We start from the raw sequence: 17,916 nt of genomic DNA on the forward strand, positions 1-17,916 counted from the left end.
TATTTACGCGGCTTTTTTATGCGCGTTATTTATGCTTTGGATAAGGCTGGATTTGTTGTTTAGGAAAAAGACCGGGGAAAGGGAAGGGGGATTGGAAGAGAAAAAAGAGAAAGGATGCTGAGGGACTTCCTTGTCGCCTCACGAGGGAGAGGGGTTTTGGGCTAGGGTTAAATAACCCAGATTTCTACCCGGCGATTTTTTATCTTTGAGCTGGAGCTGTTGGAGGCTACCGGCAGATAGGCACCAAAGCCCTGAACCGGTGCTGTATTAATCTGGTGATCCCTTAGAGCTGAGCGAACGGTAACTGCGCGTAGTTTTGATAAAACGATTGAGCGTCCCTCGCTCACTTTCTCATCGCCAAATCCGATCAATAGCAGTCGCTTGTGGCTGTTCTCAGGCTTTTGCATAAAGCGGACAAGTCGCTGTATATCCTGTTTTGCCTTGTTATCTAAAGAGGCGCTGCCTTCAGAGAAACGGAAGTTAATACTCAGGCGTTCTGCATTTTCCGTTAATTTCAGGTATTCGCTGGGCCCCTCCCGGTTGGCTTCAGGTTTTACACCCATTGGCGTCTGCGCGACAAATCCAGTGGCCTTTACCAGCTCCTGCCCCTGCTCGCTCTGTACAAAGTGCAGGAACTCTTCGGCGACGGGTTTTAAATTGTAAGCTGCGGTATAGAGAAATAGACGGCGGGAGAGGGGGTAGTCCTCGGTTGCAATTGTCAGATGCTCTGGAGCTTGCGGTTGGGTGTTCTGGTCAGATACCGATACGGCCTTGGCTCGTCGAATAGACGCCAAGCCGACAAATCCAATACTGTTGGGATTCGCCGAAACACGGTCTGACAATTGATCATTCGATTCGAAGCGTTTTGCATTAGTAATAAGGGAGTACTTTTTCCCGAGCACCAAGCTTTTAAACGTATCCCAGGTGCCGGACTGATTATCTCTCGCCAGAACTTTGATACGACCTTTCCGCCCGCCCACTTCAGACCAGTCGGTAATTTTCCCGGAAAATATTGCTGCTATTTGTTGCAGGGTTAATTGAGTAATGGGGTTTTGAGGGTGAACAATAATGGCGAGTCCATCGATGGCAATGACATGTTCTGCACCTTGACCGCGCATATCTCCAAAGCGACTCAGCGCTGCATGCTCAGCATCTTTTATTGGTCGCGAAGCCATGGCGATATTTGCCTGGGACCGTTCAAGGCCTTTAAATCCAGTGCTTGAACCGTGTGCCGCAATATCGACATAAATTTTATTGCTGCCCAGATCCCCCTGTACTCGAACCTCATTTTCTTTCTCTAGAGGAATAACCTCCAGATTACTGCCACCTCGGGATTCCAGGTAATTACTCACCAGGTTGGGTGCCAGCTTTGCACCGACAGTATTGGAGCCGTGTAGAGTAAAAAGCAGGCCCGTTGTATCGGGAGGGAAACGGGTTTGGGCTGTAGAAGTTGCAGCAGCCAGTGCCCCCCCAATAAGAAGTAAGGTAAGGGTTTGCTTTAGCCGGCTTAAGAATACGCTCATAGTAATTCGACCGTAAGGTGGTAAAACGAGGGCGCAAAATATGACTTAATTGTGACAAATTGATGAAATATTGATTGCTGAATTGTGCAACTGTCTCATCGCAAGAGATAGGTAACTTTACTGGGGGTTATTTGAACAATTGAAGTATGGGTAGTTAAGCTTTCGTAAAAGCTTAAAAAGCAATACGTCGGGTAAGTACTCAGAGGCTCCTGTGGATATGCAGCAGAGCCTCGTAAAGTCCGATAATTTAAAACGCGGGAAATAACCGGCTAATCAGTACTGGCAGTGCAGTTTCTACCCGCAAAATACGTGGACCCAGGTGAACGGATTGAAAGCCTGCTTCCTGGAGCTTCTCGACTTCATAACTGATAAAGCCGCCTTCAGGGCCAATGGCTAAAGTGGTCGGTTGCTTTATGTCCACAGGGCAAGCCGTTCCCCCTACTGGATGAGCCACCAGTTTACGAGAGTCACTGGAGAGGGAAGGGAGTTCGTCTTCGACAAACGGTTTGAAGCGTTTGCGCAACAGAATTTCCGGCATTTGCGTATCGACAGCCTGCTCGAGTCCGAGCAGGCATTGCTCAAAGAGTTTGTCTTCCTGCAACCAGGGGGTTTGCCAGTAAGACTTTTCGACCCGGTAACTATTGATCAAAACCAGTTTTTTGACCCCGAGTGCAGTCAGGTGCTGGATAACCCGCTTGAGCATTTTGGGGCGAGGCAGGGCCAAAATAAGTGTGAGAGGTAATGGCTGGGGCGGATCAATTGCGAATGCCACTTCAAGCTCGACGCACTTCTCGTCGAGCGTAACAATCTCGCCATTCCCTATTTGCCCGTCGAGCAGTCCGACACGAAGTTGTTGTCCCGGAGCTGCTCTGTGAACCTTGGTGATATGCTCCAGCTGGCGTCCACTAAGGCGGACGCGATTGGGACTAATAAAGTCGTGCTTTTGTAAAACAATCAGGTTCAAAGTCGGGCGCCTTGGTACTTCAATTTATAACGGTGTCGGTGCTATGGGGCTGGGCTAGCTGGTTTGAGCTGAAGCAATCGCGCCTTTGCCAATACCTTCGTAGGCTCTTACGGTAATCGCTTTCCCAGGCTCTTTAGCCGCCAGGGTGTTGGCGATATATTGGGCCAACTGCTCCACCGTGGTATCACAGTCAAGAATTTCACAAACTTTGGCAGGGATGGACAGGGTGAAGTTTCCCTGTTGTGCGCTGTAAGCAAAGTTATGCATTTCCTCACCGCGATCATCGGCAGTTGTTGAAACCAGATCCTCACGAGTGCCGAGGTAGATATCTTCCCAGCGTTCAGCCCAGTACTTTTCCAGCTCTGCATCGCGTTGGCCACCCGTCATGATTTGAATACGTGAACGGTGCCCATGGGCGATACGCTGGCAGTTACCAAGGTGTTTTTTCAGGCCATGGCTGTAGTGGTAGAAGGCATCTTCAATGACTTCACAGTGGAAGCTGAGTTTGAGCTTCTCCACGCTATCGGGAAAGTGGCTGGCCAGCTGCTGGACACACCAGACGGCGACGCTCTCAGGAGTAATTACCTCGGCGTCCACTAAGGCAAAAGCTTGTTCTGGACCTGACACTTTAATAGAAGCCCCGTTTTCCAGTAGCCAGGTCAGGTTAACCTGGTCTCTATTGTGCTCCAGGGTCAGTTGGGGTGAGCGGGTAGGTACCAGGAGGCGGTGGTCGACTTGATCATCCAGCCAATGCCTCAGGGTCTTTTTCACTATGCCAAAGTCGCAAACCATCCCCTGTTCATCCAAGGCGCCATCGAGGGCTGCGTTTGCCAGCCAGGTCTCGCCTACGATGCCTCGTTTTGAGTCGAGGTAGCTGAAGTCAACGTTGGTTAAATTATCGACAAACAAGTGCATGAGTAACTCTTTGCAGGGGGTGAGATAGTAGTCGTTTATTATAACCTGTTAATAGGGCTGGATCTTATTCGTTTATGCCTCTATAATCGCGCCCTCTTCGGATGCACTGGCACCGAAGATCGTTGTGGCGGCCCTCCCGGTCCCCTCGCAATGAGCAGCTGTGAACTCCGCCAGGCCCGGAAGGGAGCAACGGTAGCAGTGGTATCATGTGCCGAGGGTGTTGCTGGTTGGGCTGCCTCCAATCTCTCCCTTCTTCGTTTCAAAAATCATCCCCTGAAAAATCCCCGTTGAGAGTGTTTTGCTCGACCGTGTCCTGGGTTTTTACTCTTTTCCTCACCAAATTTTTTCCCGCAAAGACGATATAAAAGGGGATTTTGTGTCGATCTGGCTCGATCTTCGGCCTTGCCGTCGCTGATTGTGTGGGGCTTATGCTATAAACGGCGTCAACTATAAGCAGATCTAAAAATGATTCTTGAGGAGAAAATGAAAAAAGTTGCTCTCTCGATAGCGGTTGCCGTTGCACTGTCTGCCTGTGACAGTGGGCAGCAAACGGTAAAACCGGTTGGTGTAGCCCAGGCGACTGCGGAAAGCCCAGCTGATAATTCCCAGCTGACAGCCAAAGATGCGCAAGCTTTCCTAAATGATGCCCAGGCTCGCTTGGAAAAAATGGGGCAAGAGGCAAGTCATGCGGCTTGGCTTGCTTCTACCTATATCAATATTGATTCCCAATATGTAGAGGCTTTGGCTTCAGAGCGATACACCACCCTGGCAGTGGAGCTGGCTTCAGAGGCCGCCAAATTTAACGACCTGGACCTGGACCCGGATACCCGTCGCCAGTTGACCATGTTGAAGCAGGGGTTGGTATTCCCGGCGCCGAAAGATCCGGCACTAACTTCTGAGTTGGCGCAAATTGGCTCAAAAATGCAGGGCATGTACGGTGCCGGTAAATACTGCCGCGAAGATGGCGGTGAAGAAAAGTGCTACACCCTGACCGAGATGGGGCAGGTGATGGCAACCAATCGCGATCCTGAATTACTCAAGGATCTGTGGGTTGGATGGCGTAAAGTTTCTCCTCCTATGAAGCCTCTGTATGAGCGCCAGGTGGAGATCGGTAATGCGGGTACCAAAGAGCTGGGTTATGACAACCTGAGTGTTTTCTGGCGCTCCAAATATGATATGGCCCCGGATGCCTTTGCTGAGGATATGGATACCCAGTGGGGTAAAGTGAAGCCGTTGTACGAAGCTTTGCACTGCCATGTTCGCGCCAAGTTGAATGAGCATTATGGCGATGACGTAGTGCCGGCTCAGGGTAAGATTCCTGCACACTTGCTGGGTAATATGTGGGCCCAGGAGTGGGGTAACGTCTATGACATAGTCAAAGACGACGATATGCAGGCGCCCTATGATCTGACTCAGCTGGTGGTTGATTCCGGCATGAGTGAAAAAGACATGGTTAAAGTGGGGGAGAAGTTCTTCACCTCCCTGGGCTTTAAGCCTCTACCGGAAACTTTCTGGGAGCGCTCTCAGTTCACCCAGCCCCGCGATCGCGATGTAGTTTGTCATGCCAGCGCCTGGAATATGGATGGGCAGGACGATCTCCGCATCAAGATGTGTATCAATAAAACGGGTGAAGACCTGGTTACCATCCACCATGAATTGGGCCACAACTTCTACCAGCGCATCTATAAAGATCAGCCTTTCCTCTATAAGAATGGCGCTAACGACGGTTTCCACGAAGCTGTTGGCGACACCATCGCGCTTTCCATCACGCCGAAGTACCTGAAGGAAATCGGTTTGATGAATGAGGTGCCGGATGAGAGTAAAGATATCGGCTACCTGATGCAGCAGGCGCTGGATAAGATTGCCTTCCTGCCATTTGGTCTGCTCGTTGATAAGTGGCGCTGGCAGGTATTCAACGGTGAGGTGAAGCCGGAAGACTACAACAAAGCCTGGTGGAAACTGCGTGAAGATTACCAGGGCATTGCCGCTCCGGTAGAGCGTTCCGAAGAGAACTTTGATCCGGGTGCCAAGTACCATATCCCCGGTAATACACCTTACGCTCGCTACTTCCTGGCGCGTATCCAGCAGTTCCAATTCCACCGTGCGCTGTGTGAAGCCGCTGGTGAAACCGGACCGCTGCACCGCTGCTCCATCTACCAGAATGATGAGGCTGGTAAGAAGCTGCGCGCTATGTTGGCAATGGGTGCAAGCAAGCCCTGGCCGGATGCTATGGAAGCGCTCACCGGTCAGCGCGACCTGGATGCTTCCGCCATTATCGATTACTTCCAGCCGCTGATGGCGTACCTGGAAGAGCAGAACCAAGGGCGTCAGTGCGGTTGGTAATCTGAGCTTTTAGTTTGTCGGTATTAGAAAAAGGGGCTTAGCCCCTTTTTCTGTTTTATGCTCACGTGAATTATGAACTCTTGAATATTATTAGTTGTGAGGCTCAGTTGTTAGTGGACAGGGGGTTGCTCTTCCTCAGAATTTAGAAAGCTGGCAGCAGCATTTAAAAATGCTTCCAGCGGGGGGTGCAGAGACCCGGTACCGACTTGATAACGGTTCATGCTTTTGTGGGCCAAGCCAGAATTAATTGTTGGTGTTGTACCGGTCCTGATAATTTTAAGTAGGTCGAATCCAAGAGGGGCGCCTCTCCCCTCGATGCCCGGAGTAACGACAAAGTCACTTTCCGAGTGACAGATATCGTACATTTTCAGTATGTTGTCGATGTTATCTTGGTATGTTCCTGAGAATATTTTGTGGGTGCCGCCAAAACCCATAGTCTCTGTGATGGCGCTGTCTCCCATATCTCGATTGACATCTGCAGGAGTGATGCCCGGCATTAATAATCCATGGCCAACCCCAGCCAAACCGGTAAACCAGGCCTTGTCCAGCCCTGAAACTTGAATACCAAATTCCGTCCCATTGCGAGCCATGGTTGTGATAATACTGCTGTGAGGAATACCGCTGCCTGCATCGGAAACAAGTTTGCAGGTGGCCATGATTGGGTTCAACGGGAATGTCTCATCCTTGTAAATTTGGTTCGCAATCTTTTCAATATCTTTTCGCTTTTTACTAGCCCGAATAACTCCCGGCATTAAAATTCTGGAGAAAATCAGTGTTGCGGCATTAGTCATGACATGGCAGTCGTCCCCCATAAGGAGGCTGCGGCCAATGATCGGTATAAAATCAATCCCGCCTTCATCTAGAATTGCTTGATTTAATACGGGAGCAATTTCGTCCTCTATCCAGCGAAGGTAATTGATTGCTGATTTATCGTAGACACCAAAGCGGATAGAGCTGCCGCGGTAATCGGCACGATCATCACTGAGATTGGAGTAAGCGCGATTACCAGATAGCTTATCTTCGACAATATACACAGACATTGAATAGGTAATAATACCTGCCATTGGCCCGACGGCACTGTGGTTATGGCAGGGCTCAAGATCAACTTGGCCTTCCTCCATAACCTGTTCAGCTTCCGCTTTATCTTTAGCGAACCCCTCATAAATTAGACCGGCAATTATTGCGCCCTTTAACGGGCCTGATGCCCGCTGCCAGGTTATCGGAGGGCCGGCATGCAAAATTAAATTTTTCCGCATTCCGGGGATGTTGTCGCTAGCTTTACCTATCCCGATCAAGATCGGGACAGCCTGCTTCATGCGCTTAATGGATTCGTCATTCGCTTGCTGATTGAGAGCTTGGAACTCAGGGGTTGCCAGTTTATGGAGGATTTCTTCGGTGCTGGGCCTGAATTCAATGTCTGTTCTCATTCCTACTCCCCTGAATTTAACAACTCAGCATATTGTTCAGTAACGATGTTCATATTGCGTAGCATCAGATCAGTGGTGCCGGTGATTACCTGAATCTGGCGCTTTTCAGATATTTTCATATCTCCCTCAAACCCCCGGCTAGCATAACTCAGGTGATCTTTTGCCTTGCGCAGGTTGTCATTGATCTCTGGTGTATTGAGGGGGCTCTCCAATAGTTGGTTCAGTCGGTTGGAGTACTCGGAGAGATCTTCCTGCAACCCGGTTTCGGCATCATCCAAGGATACTTCCCAAAGTTTAGCAGCGTAGTTCTTGGCGATTCTCTGGGAGAGCATACGCTGGCGGCCGGCGATATTAATGAGTTCGGCGCTGTTGTGATTGGCGACTTGTTGGAGTTGGACTACATAGGTGTGGGCAGCAGAAAGAAGGGAGTTGCTGCGCTGAAATAATTCGCTGGCGCTTTGTTTATTGACGGGTTGTAAGGCGACAGACTCAAACGCTTTCCATTCTCTTTCAACTTTAACAAGTTGATCCCTGATCTTTTCTGCGCCATGAAAATTATTTAGTTTCTCGTGATTCTTTTTAAATTCATGAATTGATCGGGTAAATACTTTTTCGTGGCGCTCTGCATCCGGTTGAATGCCGCGCAAGATGTAAGTCTGGGTGATGCGTTGGGATAGCATTCTTTGTCGACCAGCCGTATTGATGGCATCTCCCATAGAGAAGGCTGCGACATCCAGGCTTAAAATTAACAAGATAAATACTGCTGACAACTTCATGATTTTACTCTTGTAGTTTGACTTACTTCACAATTTAAGTGGGTTTGATGTTTGCAATGCATGCGTGATCCCTCTCAGTTAATGAGAGGTCGCAGAGGTATTACGGGGTTATTCAGAGATCCTTGAGTAATAGTGGTGTGAGCTTATGGGGCCTACTTTCTGAATAAGGCGATTTTGAACAATATTGATAAGTTAAACAAATAAGCTCCAGATTCCATTAAATGAGCAAAAATAAATAATTTAAATGCGTTGTTAAGATATATGATTTTGCAAACTCATCTGGTTTTAGGATTTGACGTTCCTTATATCAAATTTAAGGATGGAGATATCTAACCCTTTTTTTCGATGTTAACGATTTGGTGGTATTTGGATTGGGGGCGGGGAGAGTTTTCTGGGGAGTGGATTGTTGTGGGGTTAATGGAGGCTTAGGTGAGGAGGATAATAGCTGGGAATAAAAAAGGCCCTACCAGGGGTAGAGCCTTCTTTTCATCAGATCTAAGGTGACTTAGAACTGGTAATTCAGAGCCAAGCTGAACAGGTAAGCTTCGGTTTTGGTGGTGCCACCATCGAAGTAGGTAATCAGGGAGTCGTTAATATTGTTAGCTTCCTGGATAACTTCGTCATCACCCCAGATGTAGGCGAAAGCGCCATCAACAGTGAGTTTGTCAGTTAGTGAGTAGGTGCCGCCAACAGTCAGCCACTGGCGATCAGTGTCGGGAATAGACAGGGTACGCCAGGTAATCGGAAGGTCTTCGTTTACCAGCTCTGAAAGCTCTTCGGTTTCATGGCGGTTCAAACCGTCGCGGGCAGCACCTTGGTCGTAAGCGTAACCAAAGCGGAAGGTCCACTCGTCATTGCGGTAGTATTCACCACCGATGCTGAAGCGAGAACCGCTCTGGAAGTTTTCTTCTTTCAGCAGAAGCGGGTTGTAGTCTTCACCAGCGGAGGGGATAAAGGCTTCGAGGCGCTCGAAACGGTCCCAGTTGGTCCACATGTAGCCTACTGCCACACCCCAGTTATTGTTGAAGCGGTGGTAGAAGCCCAGCTCCAGGGTGTCAGGCAGGTTCAGGGTCAGGTTGCCGGAAGTATCGTCAAATGGATCCAGCGGGCTCGGAGCGATGTCGGAGCTTACTTCACCCTTAATTTTGGGGTCGTACTTAGCGTGGTAAGAAATACCTGCGCGAGTGTTGTCGCTGATGCGCCACAGGCCGCCGATGGTCCAGCTCAGGTCCCAGGCATCCCCTTTTACGTCCAACACGGTGGCGCCGGAGGGGTTAAATCCAAAGGCGGGTGCTACAACGTCACCGATCAGGAAGTCATCGGGGAAGGTGGTGTTCAGTTCTGCATCAACGTAGAAAATATTCGCTGCCAGGCCAATGCTGAATTGATCGTTAAAATCGTAAGCAACAGATGGCTGGATGTTTACAGTCAGCAGAGAGGTTTTGTTAGCGATCGTAGTTGCGGGGAAGTTATCCGGGAAATCTGTTTCCAGGCCAAAGTCGGTGTACATGGCCAGGCCCCAGGACCACTCATCATTGATGGGGGCGGCCAGGTAGCCGTTGGGGATTACTGCGCTGGTGGCGTAGTCTTTGGCGCTCGCGGGAGTTTCGAATCCCAGGTAGCCAGTTTCCTCACTGCCGACATAGTAGGTGACATCACCATCAACATCGATTTCGGGGTCAACGTAAGTCGCACCAAGAGAAATGGTGTAAGTATTGAATAGTGCTGAACCGGCTGGGTTGCGCGCCAGAATCGCAGCGTTGTCGCCGATAGTGTTTTCGGCAGCAAATGCGCGGCCAAGGCCTGTTGCACTGGTTTCCTGCAAGTAGAAACCTGCAGCCATAGCGCCTTGGGAAACGGAGCTGATAGCTGCGGCCAGAACTGCGTGTCGCAGGTATTTTTTATTCATGAGAACCCATCTCTAAGTCTGCTGATTACTGAAAGCCATAAACAGGTTGGAATAAACTCTGCCATGGCAGGAAGGCCTTTAGACTTATATAAGTACCTTCCACTTCCGTAGCAAATCCCTTACTAAAAAGTCTAGCAATACGTCATTGCCCTAGTGAGGGAGAGGAGTGACTTTATAAAGACAATGGGGACAAAAATCTATCCAAGTCGACGGATTTTTTTTCATCAGTCGAAAATGTGGCCATTTATTGGCTGGCAGCGACTTTTTCGCCGTTGATGGATAAATTTGTCAGGTTGATTTGATATCTTTTGCCATTTTCTTCTCTTTGGATAAGTTTCACCAAAGCGTAGTTCCATTGCGGTGCGATCCAGACAGTTGTCTCTCTTCCAGAGTCTTTATCTCTCACTCGAGCGACTTTAATTGTCTCCACCGGACCCAGAGGTGTTTTTAGGGTTTCAGTGCCAACTTGACTGAATTTGTAATCGCGAATTTTTTTGCCGTCGGCAACTTTGTATTGAAGGTCTGTTTTTCCTGCGGCGACATCGAGTGCCAGTTGGATTTGATAGCTCACCTTGTCAAGAGTATTGGGTGGGGCGTCTTTGAGATCCCGCTCCGGATTATGGACGTTAAAGATCATACCTTTTGACGGTTCGAAATTAAGTACCGTGGCGCGATTTCGACCAAGGCCTTTGCGGCGATATTCGTAATGTTGGGGGGTGATATGGCCATCCTGGCTGGTAAAGCGAGAGTACTCTTTAATGCTGGCAAAAAGGGCGCTGCTATCGAAGTCCAGGCGCCAGTTGCCGTCCTGTCCGGACAATTCCCGAGTAGCGGTAATGCTGATCCCATTAAATCGGGCGGCGTAGGTGGCTTTGAAAGGTTCCAGCTCAGCAGCAATTGCCTGGCCGGTAATTAAAAAAAGAAACAGAGAGGTAGCAAAAAGGCGCACTGTGATATCCCACAAAAAACTGAACCCTTTTGAATACTAGCTGGCGAGGCGCGCAAAGTACATTGAAGGACTTTTACCCCGCCAGCTATCAAGGGCTGGTTTTATGCGGAAACCTGAACCCCGTGGTGAGGTAGTAATTCGCCATCCAGCTGAACTCGATCATCCGCCATTTGCAGGCGCTGCTGGGCAAACCAGGTAACCGCCATGGGGTAAATGATGTGCTCTTGAACCTGCACTCGCTTTGCCAGTAGCTCAGGAGTGTCTCCCTCCTTAATAGGAACAATGGCCTGGACGATAGGTGGCCCGCCGTCGAGTTCCTCGGTGACAAAATGCACGGTTACGCCGTGTTCTTTGTCTCCGGCTTCCAGTGCCCGCTTATGGGTATGCAGGCCCTGGTACTTCGGCAGTAAGGAGGGGTGAATGTTGATCAGGCGGCCGTTGTAGTGGCGCACAAAGTCGGGCGTCAAAATACGCATAAACCCAGCCAGTACAACCAAATCTGGTTTGCACTTGTCGATCTCTTCGATCAAGGCGTGATCGAAGGTTTCTCTGCTGGAGAAATCCCGGTGATTCACCACAGAGGTGGGAACGCCTGCCTGTTCTGCGCGAGTCAGACCATAGGCATCTGCCTTATTGCTGACAACTGCAGTCACGGAAAAAGGCGCGTCCTCTTGTGCGGCGGCATCCAGCAGAGCCTGCAGGTTGCTGCCACTACCGGAGATTAATACGGCAACTCTACAAGACATTACAGCCCCGCCAGCTCTACTGCTTCCGCCCCTTCTTTGGCATCTTCGATAGTGCCAACGACAAAGGCGTCTTCGCCCATTTGCTTGAGAGCGGATAGTGCCGACTCGGATTGCTCTGCAGGCACGCAAATAACCATGCCAACACCGCAGTTAAACGTGCGGTACATTTCGCGGCTATCGATATTGCCTGCATCTCGCAGCCAATTAAATACAGGAGGCATTTCCCAGCTGGTGACATCAATACGCGCGCTGCAGCCTTCGGGCAGTACGCGGGGCAGGTTTTCCAGTAAGCCGCCGCCAGTGATATGGCTTAGCGCATTCACCTGGAAGGTCTTCATTAATTGCAGCAGGTTTTTAACGTAGATACGGGTCGGGGCCATCAGCGCCTTGGCCAGGGTTTCACCGCCGATGTCCTGCTGGAGATCGGCACCGCTGACTTCGAGAACCTTGCGGATCAGGGAGTAGCCATTGGAGTGGGGGCCACTGGAGGCCAAGCCGATCAATACGTCGCCAGCTTTAACTTTGCTGCCGTCGATGATTTCAGATTTTTCTACGACACCGGTGCAGAAGCCTGCCAGGTCATAATCGTCGCCTTCGTACATGCCGGGCATTTCGGCGGTCTCGCCGCCGACCAGTGCGCAGCCTGACAGCTCACAGCCTTTGCCAATGCCGGTAACTACTTCTGCAGCAATATCGACATTGAGTTTGCCGGTTGCGTAATAGTCGAGGAAGAAGAGGGGTTCAGCTCCTGCTACGATCAGGTCATTCACACACATGGCGACAAGATCGATACCGATGCTGTCGTGAATGCCCAAGTCCATTGCCAGGCGTAACTTGGTACCTACACCGTCGGTGCCGGAAACCAAAACCGGCTCTTTATAGCCGCTTGGAAGTTCACACAGGGCGCCGAATCCGCCCAGTCCGCCCATTACCTCGGGGCGGGATGTGCGTTTGGCGACATTTTTGATGCGCTCTACCAGTGCATTACCTGCGTCGATATCGACACCGGCATCTTTATAAGAGAGGGATGTTTGCGTAGATTGCGGCTTGGAATCGCTCATGATTCTTCCTGCGGTGGGTATTCGAAGGGCGCGTATTCTATCTGGGTCTTGCCTCGGGAGCCACGCCCAGACGGCATCTCGAAGGGGGATTTCGGCATTTTCTCACCATTTGAACTGTGAAATCACTCCGATAGTGAGAACTCGGGGCTGAGAGAAACGTCTGACGCTGATACAATAGCCGCAATTTTTAGTCCGCCCTAAAATCTGGCGTCTTGCACATCGATAATAATTTCTGCAAGCTCAGGGGCGGAAAATAAGAGGTTTGGAGAGAAGTCCTATGCACAAGCTGCTCCGGCAGGGATTGGTGTTGCAGTTGCTGGCTCTGATCATCAGTGTTCTAGCCCTACCGGTCCAAGCTCGAGTCATCTCGGATTTGTACGAAGTTGTCGAGGCTGTGTCGAGTCGCGGAGCCACGGATCGTGCAGCAGCCGGAAGTCGCGGCCTGGAACGGGTGTTCGTACGTGTTACGGGAGATGCCGCTGTCGGTAGTAACCCAAATGTGCAGCCGATATTAAAAAATGCACAGCAGTTTGTTCAAGGGTATCGCTATACCCGTGAGGACAATCAGCTCTACTTGCACCTTTCCTTTGATCCCCAAGCGATCTCCCGGCAAGTTAATCAAATGAACTTGCCCATGTGGCCTAACAATCGCCCCGGCACTTTGGTGTGGCTTGCAGTAGATACCCTGCAAGAGGGCCGCAGTGCTCTGAGTGAAGAAGCGACCCCGGAGCTCTTCTCTGTACTTGAGGCAATGGCTATCGAGCGCGGTGTCCCCCTGGATTTCCCGGTAATGGATCTCAATGACCAGCGCAATATGCCTTTGGGAGCTCTCTGGGCCCAGGATGAGCAAGCAGCTGAGAAGGCGGGTTTTCGCTATAGCCCCGATGCCACTTTGATGGGCCGGGTGCTTCAAGCTTCAGGCCATCGCTGGCAGGCAGATTGGTTGCTAATTCACGGCGGTCGCAGCTATGCCTTCGATACCGCCGGAGGTTCGCTGGAAGAGGTCGCTCTGCGCGGCGTTAACCAGCTGGCCAATATTCTTGCGCAGCGCTATGCGGTGTCCCCGAATGGCCAGGACAATCAGTTGGGCGCGGTGATTGTTGAGTTATCTGGTATCGACAGTTTTGCTGATTATGCCAAGGCATCTGGTTACCTACAGGGGTTGGCACAGGTCAGCAGTGCTAACCTGCTCTCTGTTGAAGGGGACCGAATGCGCCTGGCACTGGTCACTTCGGCAGGGTTGAGCAATTTGCGTGATACCCTGGCTCTAAACCATAAATTGCGAGCACAAGCGGACGGAGACGCCATTAACCTGAATGGATACCGTTCACCCTTGGGCAGCGCTGAGAATCCGTTGCGCTATCACTGGGATTGAGATGAGTATTCCGCAACAATTGCCGCTGGGGGTATCCCTGCGGGATGACGCCACTTTTGATAACTTCTACCTGTCGGATTCAGATCCAAATCGACAGGTAGTTGCCCTGCTGCAGTCTTTTGCCAGTGGCGAGAATCCCGAGTCTGTAATTTACATTTGGGGTGAGGCGGGTAGTGGCATTAGCCACTTGCTTCAGTCTGCTTGTCAGTGCGCAGAGGCCAATGGTCGCTCTTTCCATTATCTCCCTCTCGCAGACCTAATGAACATGGACCCGGCTGTTATTCTCGACGGACTCGAACGACTGGACCTTGTCTGTATAGATGACGTTCATTTGTTGGAGGGGCAGCCCGAGTGGCAGACTGCTATTTTCCACCTCTATAACCGAGTTAAGGATGGCGGCCGGCAGTTATTAATGGGGGCTCGCAAGTCACCCCGAGGTATGGATATTGCCCTGGCTGATCTGCAGTCACGCCTGCACTGGTCCCTGGTGTTCCAGCTCAAAACCCTGAATGACAGCGATAAAGTTGCCGCCCTGCGCCGTCGCAGCCGTCTGCGCGGTTTTGACCTGCCGGAAGATGTGGCCCAGTACATATTGCACCGCGCCCCGAGGGATACTCGAGCACTCTTTCTGTGTCTGGAGGAGCTGGACCGGGCTTCACTTATGGCTAAGCGTAAAATCACCATTCCTTTTGTTAAGCAGGTTTTGGATATCTGACCCCAGCATTGGACTCTGGCCGACCTGCTTTAGCTCCTGAGCTCATTTGGGCTCCTCTGTCTCGTGTTATAGCGACACTTGACGCTTTTTCCGTCTAATATGGTTTGTGTTTACTCACTTCACCTTCCCTATCTGCTCCTGCGCCATCTCCTTCACCTGTGTATTTCCGTGTGAAATCTGCTCTACTCACGATACCAATTTGAGGCAGCGAGTGGGTTTATGGTGAGTCTTGCCCCTGTTTGCTCCCAAATATCTCTGGTTGAGGGCAGCGTTATGCCAAACATTCATAAAATCCTGTATGTCAGCCATGCTGCTGAGGATGAAAGCAGCGGACTCATGCAGGCTTTTGCAGTGGCGCGCAATCATCAGGCGGAGATTAAGGTTTTACTGGTCTGTCCGAAGGTGCCGGAGGGGTTTGAGGAGTTTAGTCGGCTCTGTGTGAGGACAATGCTTGATAGGGTCAGGAGTGAAATTGAGTCGGCCCGCGTACATATGGAGTTATCGGCGGAAAGGACCAATTTGGAGATTGAGTCAGATTGTGGTGCCCGACCTGCCGAGCGGGTGATCCGCCGGGTATTGGCTGAGGGCTATGACCTGGTGATCAAGAATGTTGAGGGTCGCAGCCAGCTCAAGGGCTTCAAGGCAATGGATATGGATCTGCTGCGAAAGTGTCCCTGCCCGGTATGGCTGTGCCGCCCAATCAAGGAACATCGCAACAAGATTCAGGTGGCTGTAGCTCTCGACCCTGAATGCGAGGATGGCAGCACTTATGACTTGGCGATCCGGTTGCTGCGTTGGTCGCGAGTACTCGCTGACAGTTGCAGTGGGGTGTTGAACGTTATTTCCTGTTGGGACTTCGATATCGATGAATACTTGCGGCGCCATTTTCCCTTGAGCGCTTCTGAGGAAGAGTTGGATGAGGCCACTGAATCAGCGCGGGCCCAACACCGATCAAAGCTCGATGTATTGATACGTGCATCCGGAATTGAGGGGGAAATACGTATTCACCATGTGGTTGCCCATCCAGATAACTTTATTCCATTGCTGATTGATGAAGAAGGTCTCGACTTGCTGGTTATGGGCACTGTTGGACGGGCGGGTATTCCCGGTTTCATTATGGGGAATACTGCAGAGAATATATTGCAGAAGGTCAGTTGCTCCCTGCTGGCTCTGAAGCCCAGTGACTTTGTATCGCCGATAAAATAGTTGTGAATTATGGGTCTAATTCAGCTTGGCCCCTGCGCTGATCGCTCTATCGGAATTCTCTGCTGCGGGAGTTGAGGTGATCCTGATACCGGGACAAAATTACAGCTAAGAATTCGGGAGAAATATAATGATTAAGACTATTGCCAAATGGTTTGGCGGCTTATTTTTTGTGGGGGTTTTGGCAGTTTCTGCTTTTGCTATTAATGCAGTTTATTTCAAGCCTTGGTCTATAGATGTATTTTTTGAACGTGTCTTTATAAAAATCGGCAGTAGCAGTCCGGAAATTCTTTCACAAATTAGAATTTTGGAACAATTTGGAATTGATGGACACAATGCGCATCTCGATGATTTGTCTGAAGAAGAGCAGTTGCGTGTTATTGAAATGATGAAGAGCGAGCTGGCGGTATTGCGCAGCTATGATCGCGAAAGTTTGGAAGGGCAGCAGGCCATTTCCTATGATGTGTTAGAGCATCTTCTCAGTATAAAGGCGGAAGTTGAACGCTGGAGGCACCATGATTACCCGCTTAACCAAATGTCGGGTGAGCAGAATAGGTTGCCGGAGTTTCTCGCTGAAGTACATCAGATCAACAATGTAAAAGAAGCTGATTATTACTTGTCTCGTCTGGGAGAGGTCGGACGTAAGTTTGATCAATTGCTGGATGGTCTGAAGATAAGGGAAGAGAAAGATATCCTGCCCCCGCGCTTTGTTGTCGATAGTGTTTTAGAGGAAATGCAGGGTTTTATCGCCGCGCCGGTAAAAGAAAATATACTTTATACCTCATTACTGGAGCGACTTAACAAAATTGAAAAGCTGGATAAACAGGAGCGGGAACGTATTCTCAGCCAAGCTGAGTTGCTGATTGGTACAGAAGTTTACGCCGCGTATCAAGGGCTAATCGATTATTTCAGTACTCTCCGGTTAAAAGTTGGAGAGAACAATGGTGTTTGGGCATTGCCGGATGGGGATGCCTACTATGCCTATCAAGTACGCAACTTTACCAGTACAGATATTGCACCGGAGAAACTCCATCGTATTGGGTTGGTAGAGGTTGCAAGAATTGAAACGGAAATGAATGAAATTTTTTCATCCGTTGGTAGAACCAGTGGCACTATTAGCGAACGTTTCTCTGCACTGAATAATGATCCCCAGTTTCTTTATGAGGATTCAGATTTAGGGCGGGAGAAAATTATTGCCGATTACCAGGTAATGATTGATGAAATTGATGCAGGCCTGGGTGACTATTTTGATTTAAAACCCAAAATGGGTGTTGAGGTGCGCCGAGTCCCAGAGTTTAAAGAGCAAGGTTCGGCGGGAGCCTACTACAACCCTCCAGCAATGGACGGGTCTCGCCCCGGGGTATTTTATGCAAACTTGCGGGATGTTCATGAAACCAAAAAGTTTGGAATGCGTACCTTGGCTTACCATGAAGCGGTACCTGGGCATCACTTCCAGTTGGCAATTGCACAAGAGCTAAAAGGTGTGCCGACTTTCCGTAAAATGGGGTTGTTTAATGCTTACTCGGAAGGGTGGGCACTGTACTCCGAGAAGCTTGCTAAAGAAGCCGGTTTCCAGGAAAACCCCTATGATGATTTAGGTCGGTTGCAGGCGGAAATGTTCCGGGCTGTGCGGTTGGTCGTGGATACTGGAATGCACTATAAGCGCTGGAGTCGCGAGCAAGCGATTGAGTATATGCTGGAAAAGACCGGTATGACTGAGTCCGAAGTCACCACCGAGATCGAGCGATATATGGTTTGGCCCGGTCAGGCACTGGCCTACAAAACCGGTATGCTGAAGATTCTTGAGTTGCGTGAACGCGCTAAAGAAGCGCTTGGTAGCCAGTTTGATATCCGCCAGTTCCACAATGTAGTTCTCACCAATGGCGCTTTGCCATTGGCAGTGTTGGAGCAGCAGGTAGATCAGTGGATAGCAACCAACAAGAGTTAGGGTTCACTTTTGCAGAGTATTCGGCTATAGGATCGTCAAAAGAGTAACTTAAAAGTTTGAGC

General features: G+C 50.1%; 14 protein-coding genes and 1 other RNA gene. 6 read left to right on the forward strand and 9 right to left on the reverse strand.

The window, feature by feature from the left end:
• Positions 1 to 167 precede the first annotated feature (167 nt).
• The 3 genes from ACJJIM_RS03335 to ACJJIM_RS03345 all read right to left on the reverse strand — a co-directional run bounded on the left by ACJJIM_RS03335 (position 168) and on the right by ACJJIM_RS03345 (position 3,402).
• Positions 168 to 1,523, reverse strand: coding sequence for a substrate-binding domain-containing protein (locus ACJJIM_RS03335; protein ID WP_444912359.1), 1,356 nt, complete (start codon positions 1,521 to 1,523; stop codon positions 168 to 170).
• 247 nt (positions 1,524 to 1,770) lie between these two features.
• Entirely contained in the window at positions 1,771 to 2,487 is a 717-nt protein-coding gene (locus tag ACJJIM_RS03340; RefSeq protein WP_444894666.1) for a 16S rRNA (uracil(1498)-N(3))-methyltransferase, read from the reverse strand.
• Positions 2,488 to 2,541: 54 nt separating this feature from the next.
• Positions 2,542 to 3,402 (reverse strand): 6-carboxytetrahydropterin synthase, encoded by an 861-nt coding sequence (locus ACJJIM_RS03345; RefSeq protein ID WP_444912360.1) that lies wholly within the window; start codon positions 3,400 to 3,402, stop codon positions 2,542 to 2,544.
• Positions 3,403 to 3,536: 134 nt separating this feature from the next.
• Here ACJJIM_RS03345 and ffs point away from each other — a divergent pair.
• Both ffs and ACJJIM_RS03355 read left to right on the forward strand, forming a co-directional pair.
• Positions 3,537 to 3,634, forward strand: an RNA gene (ffs, locus tag ACJJIM_RS03350) — signal recognition particle sRNA small type.
• 251 nt (positions 3,635 to 3,885) lie between these two features.
• Positions 3,886 to 5,745, forward strand: coding sequence for a M2 family metallopeptidase (locus ACJJIM_RS03355; RefSeq protein WP_444912361.1), 1,860 nt, complete (start codon positions 3,886 to 3,888; stop codon positions 5,743 to 5,745).
• Between the two features lie 110 nt (positions 5,746 to 5,855).
• On the opposite strand, the gene ACJJIM_RS03360 is transcribed toward ACJJIM_RS03355, so the two are convergent.
• From ACJJIM_RS03360 to purM, 6 genes are all read right to left on the reverse strand, one after another.
• Complete coding sequence (locus ACJJIM_RS03360; protein WP_413664787.1) at positions 5,856 to 7,172, reverse strand: YlbE family protein; 1,317 nt, start codon at positions 7,170 to 7,172, stop codon at positions 5,856 to 5,858.
• A gap of 2 nt (positions 7,173 to 7,174) precedes the next feature.
• Positions 7,175 to 7,948: a type IV pili methyl-accepting chemotaxis transducer N-terminal domain-containing protein gene (locus tag ACJJIM_RS03365; protein ID WP_413664788.1), complete on the reverse strand. Its 774-nt coding sequence runs from the start codon at positions 7,946 to 7,948 to the stop codon at positions 7,175 to 7,177.
• Positions 7,949 to 8,453: 505 nt separating this feature from the next.
• On the reverse strand, positions 8,454 to 9,857 hold the full coding sequence (locus ACJJIM_RS03370) for an OmpP1/FadL family transporter (RefSeq protein WP_444912362.1): 1,404 nt from the start codon (positions 9,855 to 9,857) through the stop codon (positions 8,454 to 8,456).
• Between the two features lie 244 nt (positions 9,858 to 10,101).
• Positions 10,102 to 10,806, reverse strand: a complete 705-nt coding sequence (locus ACJJIM_RS03375; RefSeq protein ID WP_444912363.1) for a DUF3108 domain-containing protein — start codon at positions 10,804 to 10,806, stop codon at positions 10,102 to 10,104.
• A 101-nt stretch (positions 10,807 to 10,907) separates the two neighbouring features.
• Positions 10,908 to 11,552 (reverse strand): phosphoribosylglycinamide formyltransferase, encoded by a 645-nt coding sequence (purN, locus tag ACJJIM_RS03380; RefSeq protein ID WP_413664791.1) that lies wholly within the window; start codon positions 11,550 to 11,552, stop codon positions 10,908 to 10,910.
• Positions 11,552 to 12,613, reverse strand: a complete 1,062-nt coding sequence (gene purM / locus ACJJIM_RS03385; RefSeq protein ID WP_282931681.1) for a phosphoribosylformylglycinamidine cyclo-ligase — start codon at positions 12,611 to 12,613, stop codon at positions 11,552 to 11,554. Before purM ends, purN begins: the two co-directional genes overlap by 1 nt.
• Before the next feature lie 277 nt (positions 12,614 to 12,890).
• Between purM and ACJJIM_RS03390 the strand changes: the two genes are divergently transcribed.
• The 4 genes from ACJJIM_RS03390 to ACJJIM_RS03405 all read left to right on the forward strand — a co-directional run bounded on the left by ACJJIM_RS03390 (position 12,891) and on the right by ACJJIM_RS03405 (position 17,854).
• Entirely contained in the window at positions 12,891 to 13,988 is a 1,098-nt protein-coding gene (locus ACJJIM_RS03390) for a DUF2066 domain-containing protein (protein WP_282931682.1), read from the forward strand.
• 1 nt (position 13,989) lies between these two features.
• A complete protein-coding gene (gene hda, locus ACJJIM_RS03395; RefSeq protein WP_282931683.1) occupies positions 13,990 to 14,703 on the forward strand; it encodes a DnaA regulatory inactivator Hda in 714 nt (237 codons plus the stop codon).
• Positions 14,704 to 14,976: 273 nt separating this feature from the next.
• Positions 14,977 to 15,909: a universal stress protein gene (locus ACJJIM_RS03400; RefSeq protein ID WP_413664792.1), complete on the forward strand. Its 933-nt coding sequence runs from the start codon at positions 14,977 to 14,979 to the stop codon at positions 15,907 to 15,909.
• A 127-nt stretch (positions 15,910 to 16,036) separates the two neighbouring features.
• Positions 16,037 to 17,854, forward strand: a complete 1,818-nt coding sequence (locus ACJJIM_RS03405; protein WP_444912364.1) for a DUF885 domain-containing protein — start codon at positions 16,037 to 16,039, stop codon at positions 17,852 to 17,854.
• The last annotated feature ends 62 nt before the right edge of the window (positions 17,855 to 17,916 follow it).

The organism is Microbulbifer maximicatervae (SeqCode) (genome assembly GCF_052467615.1).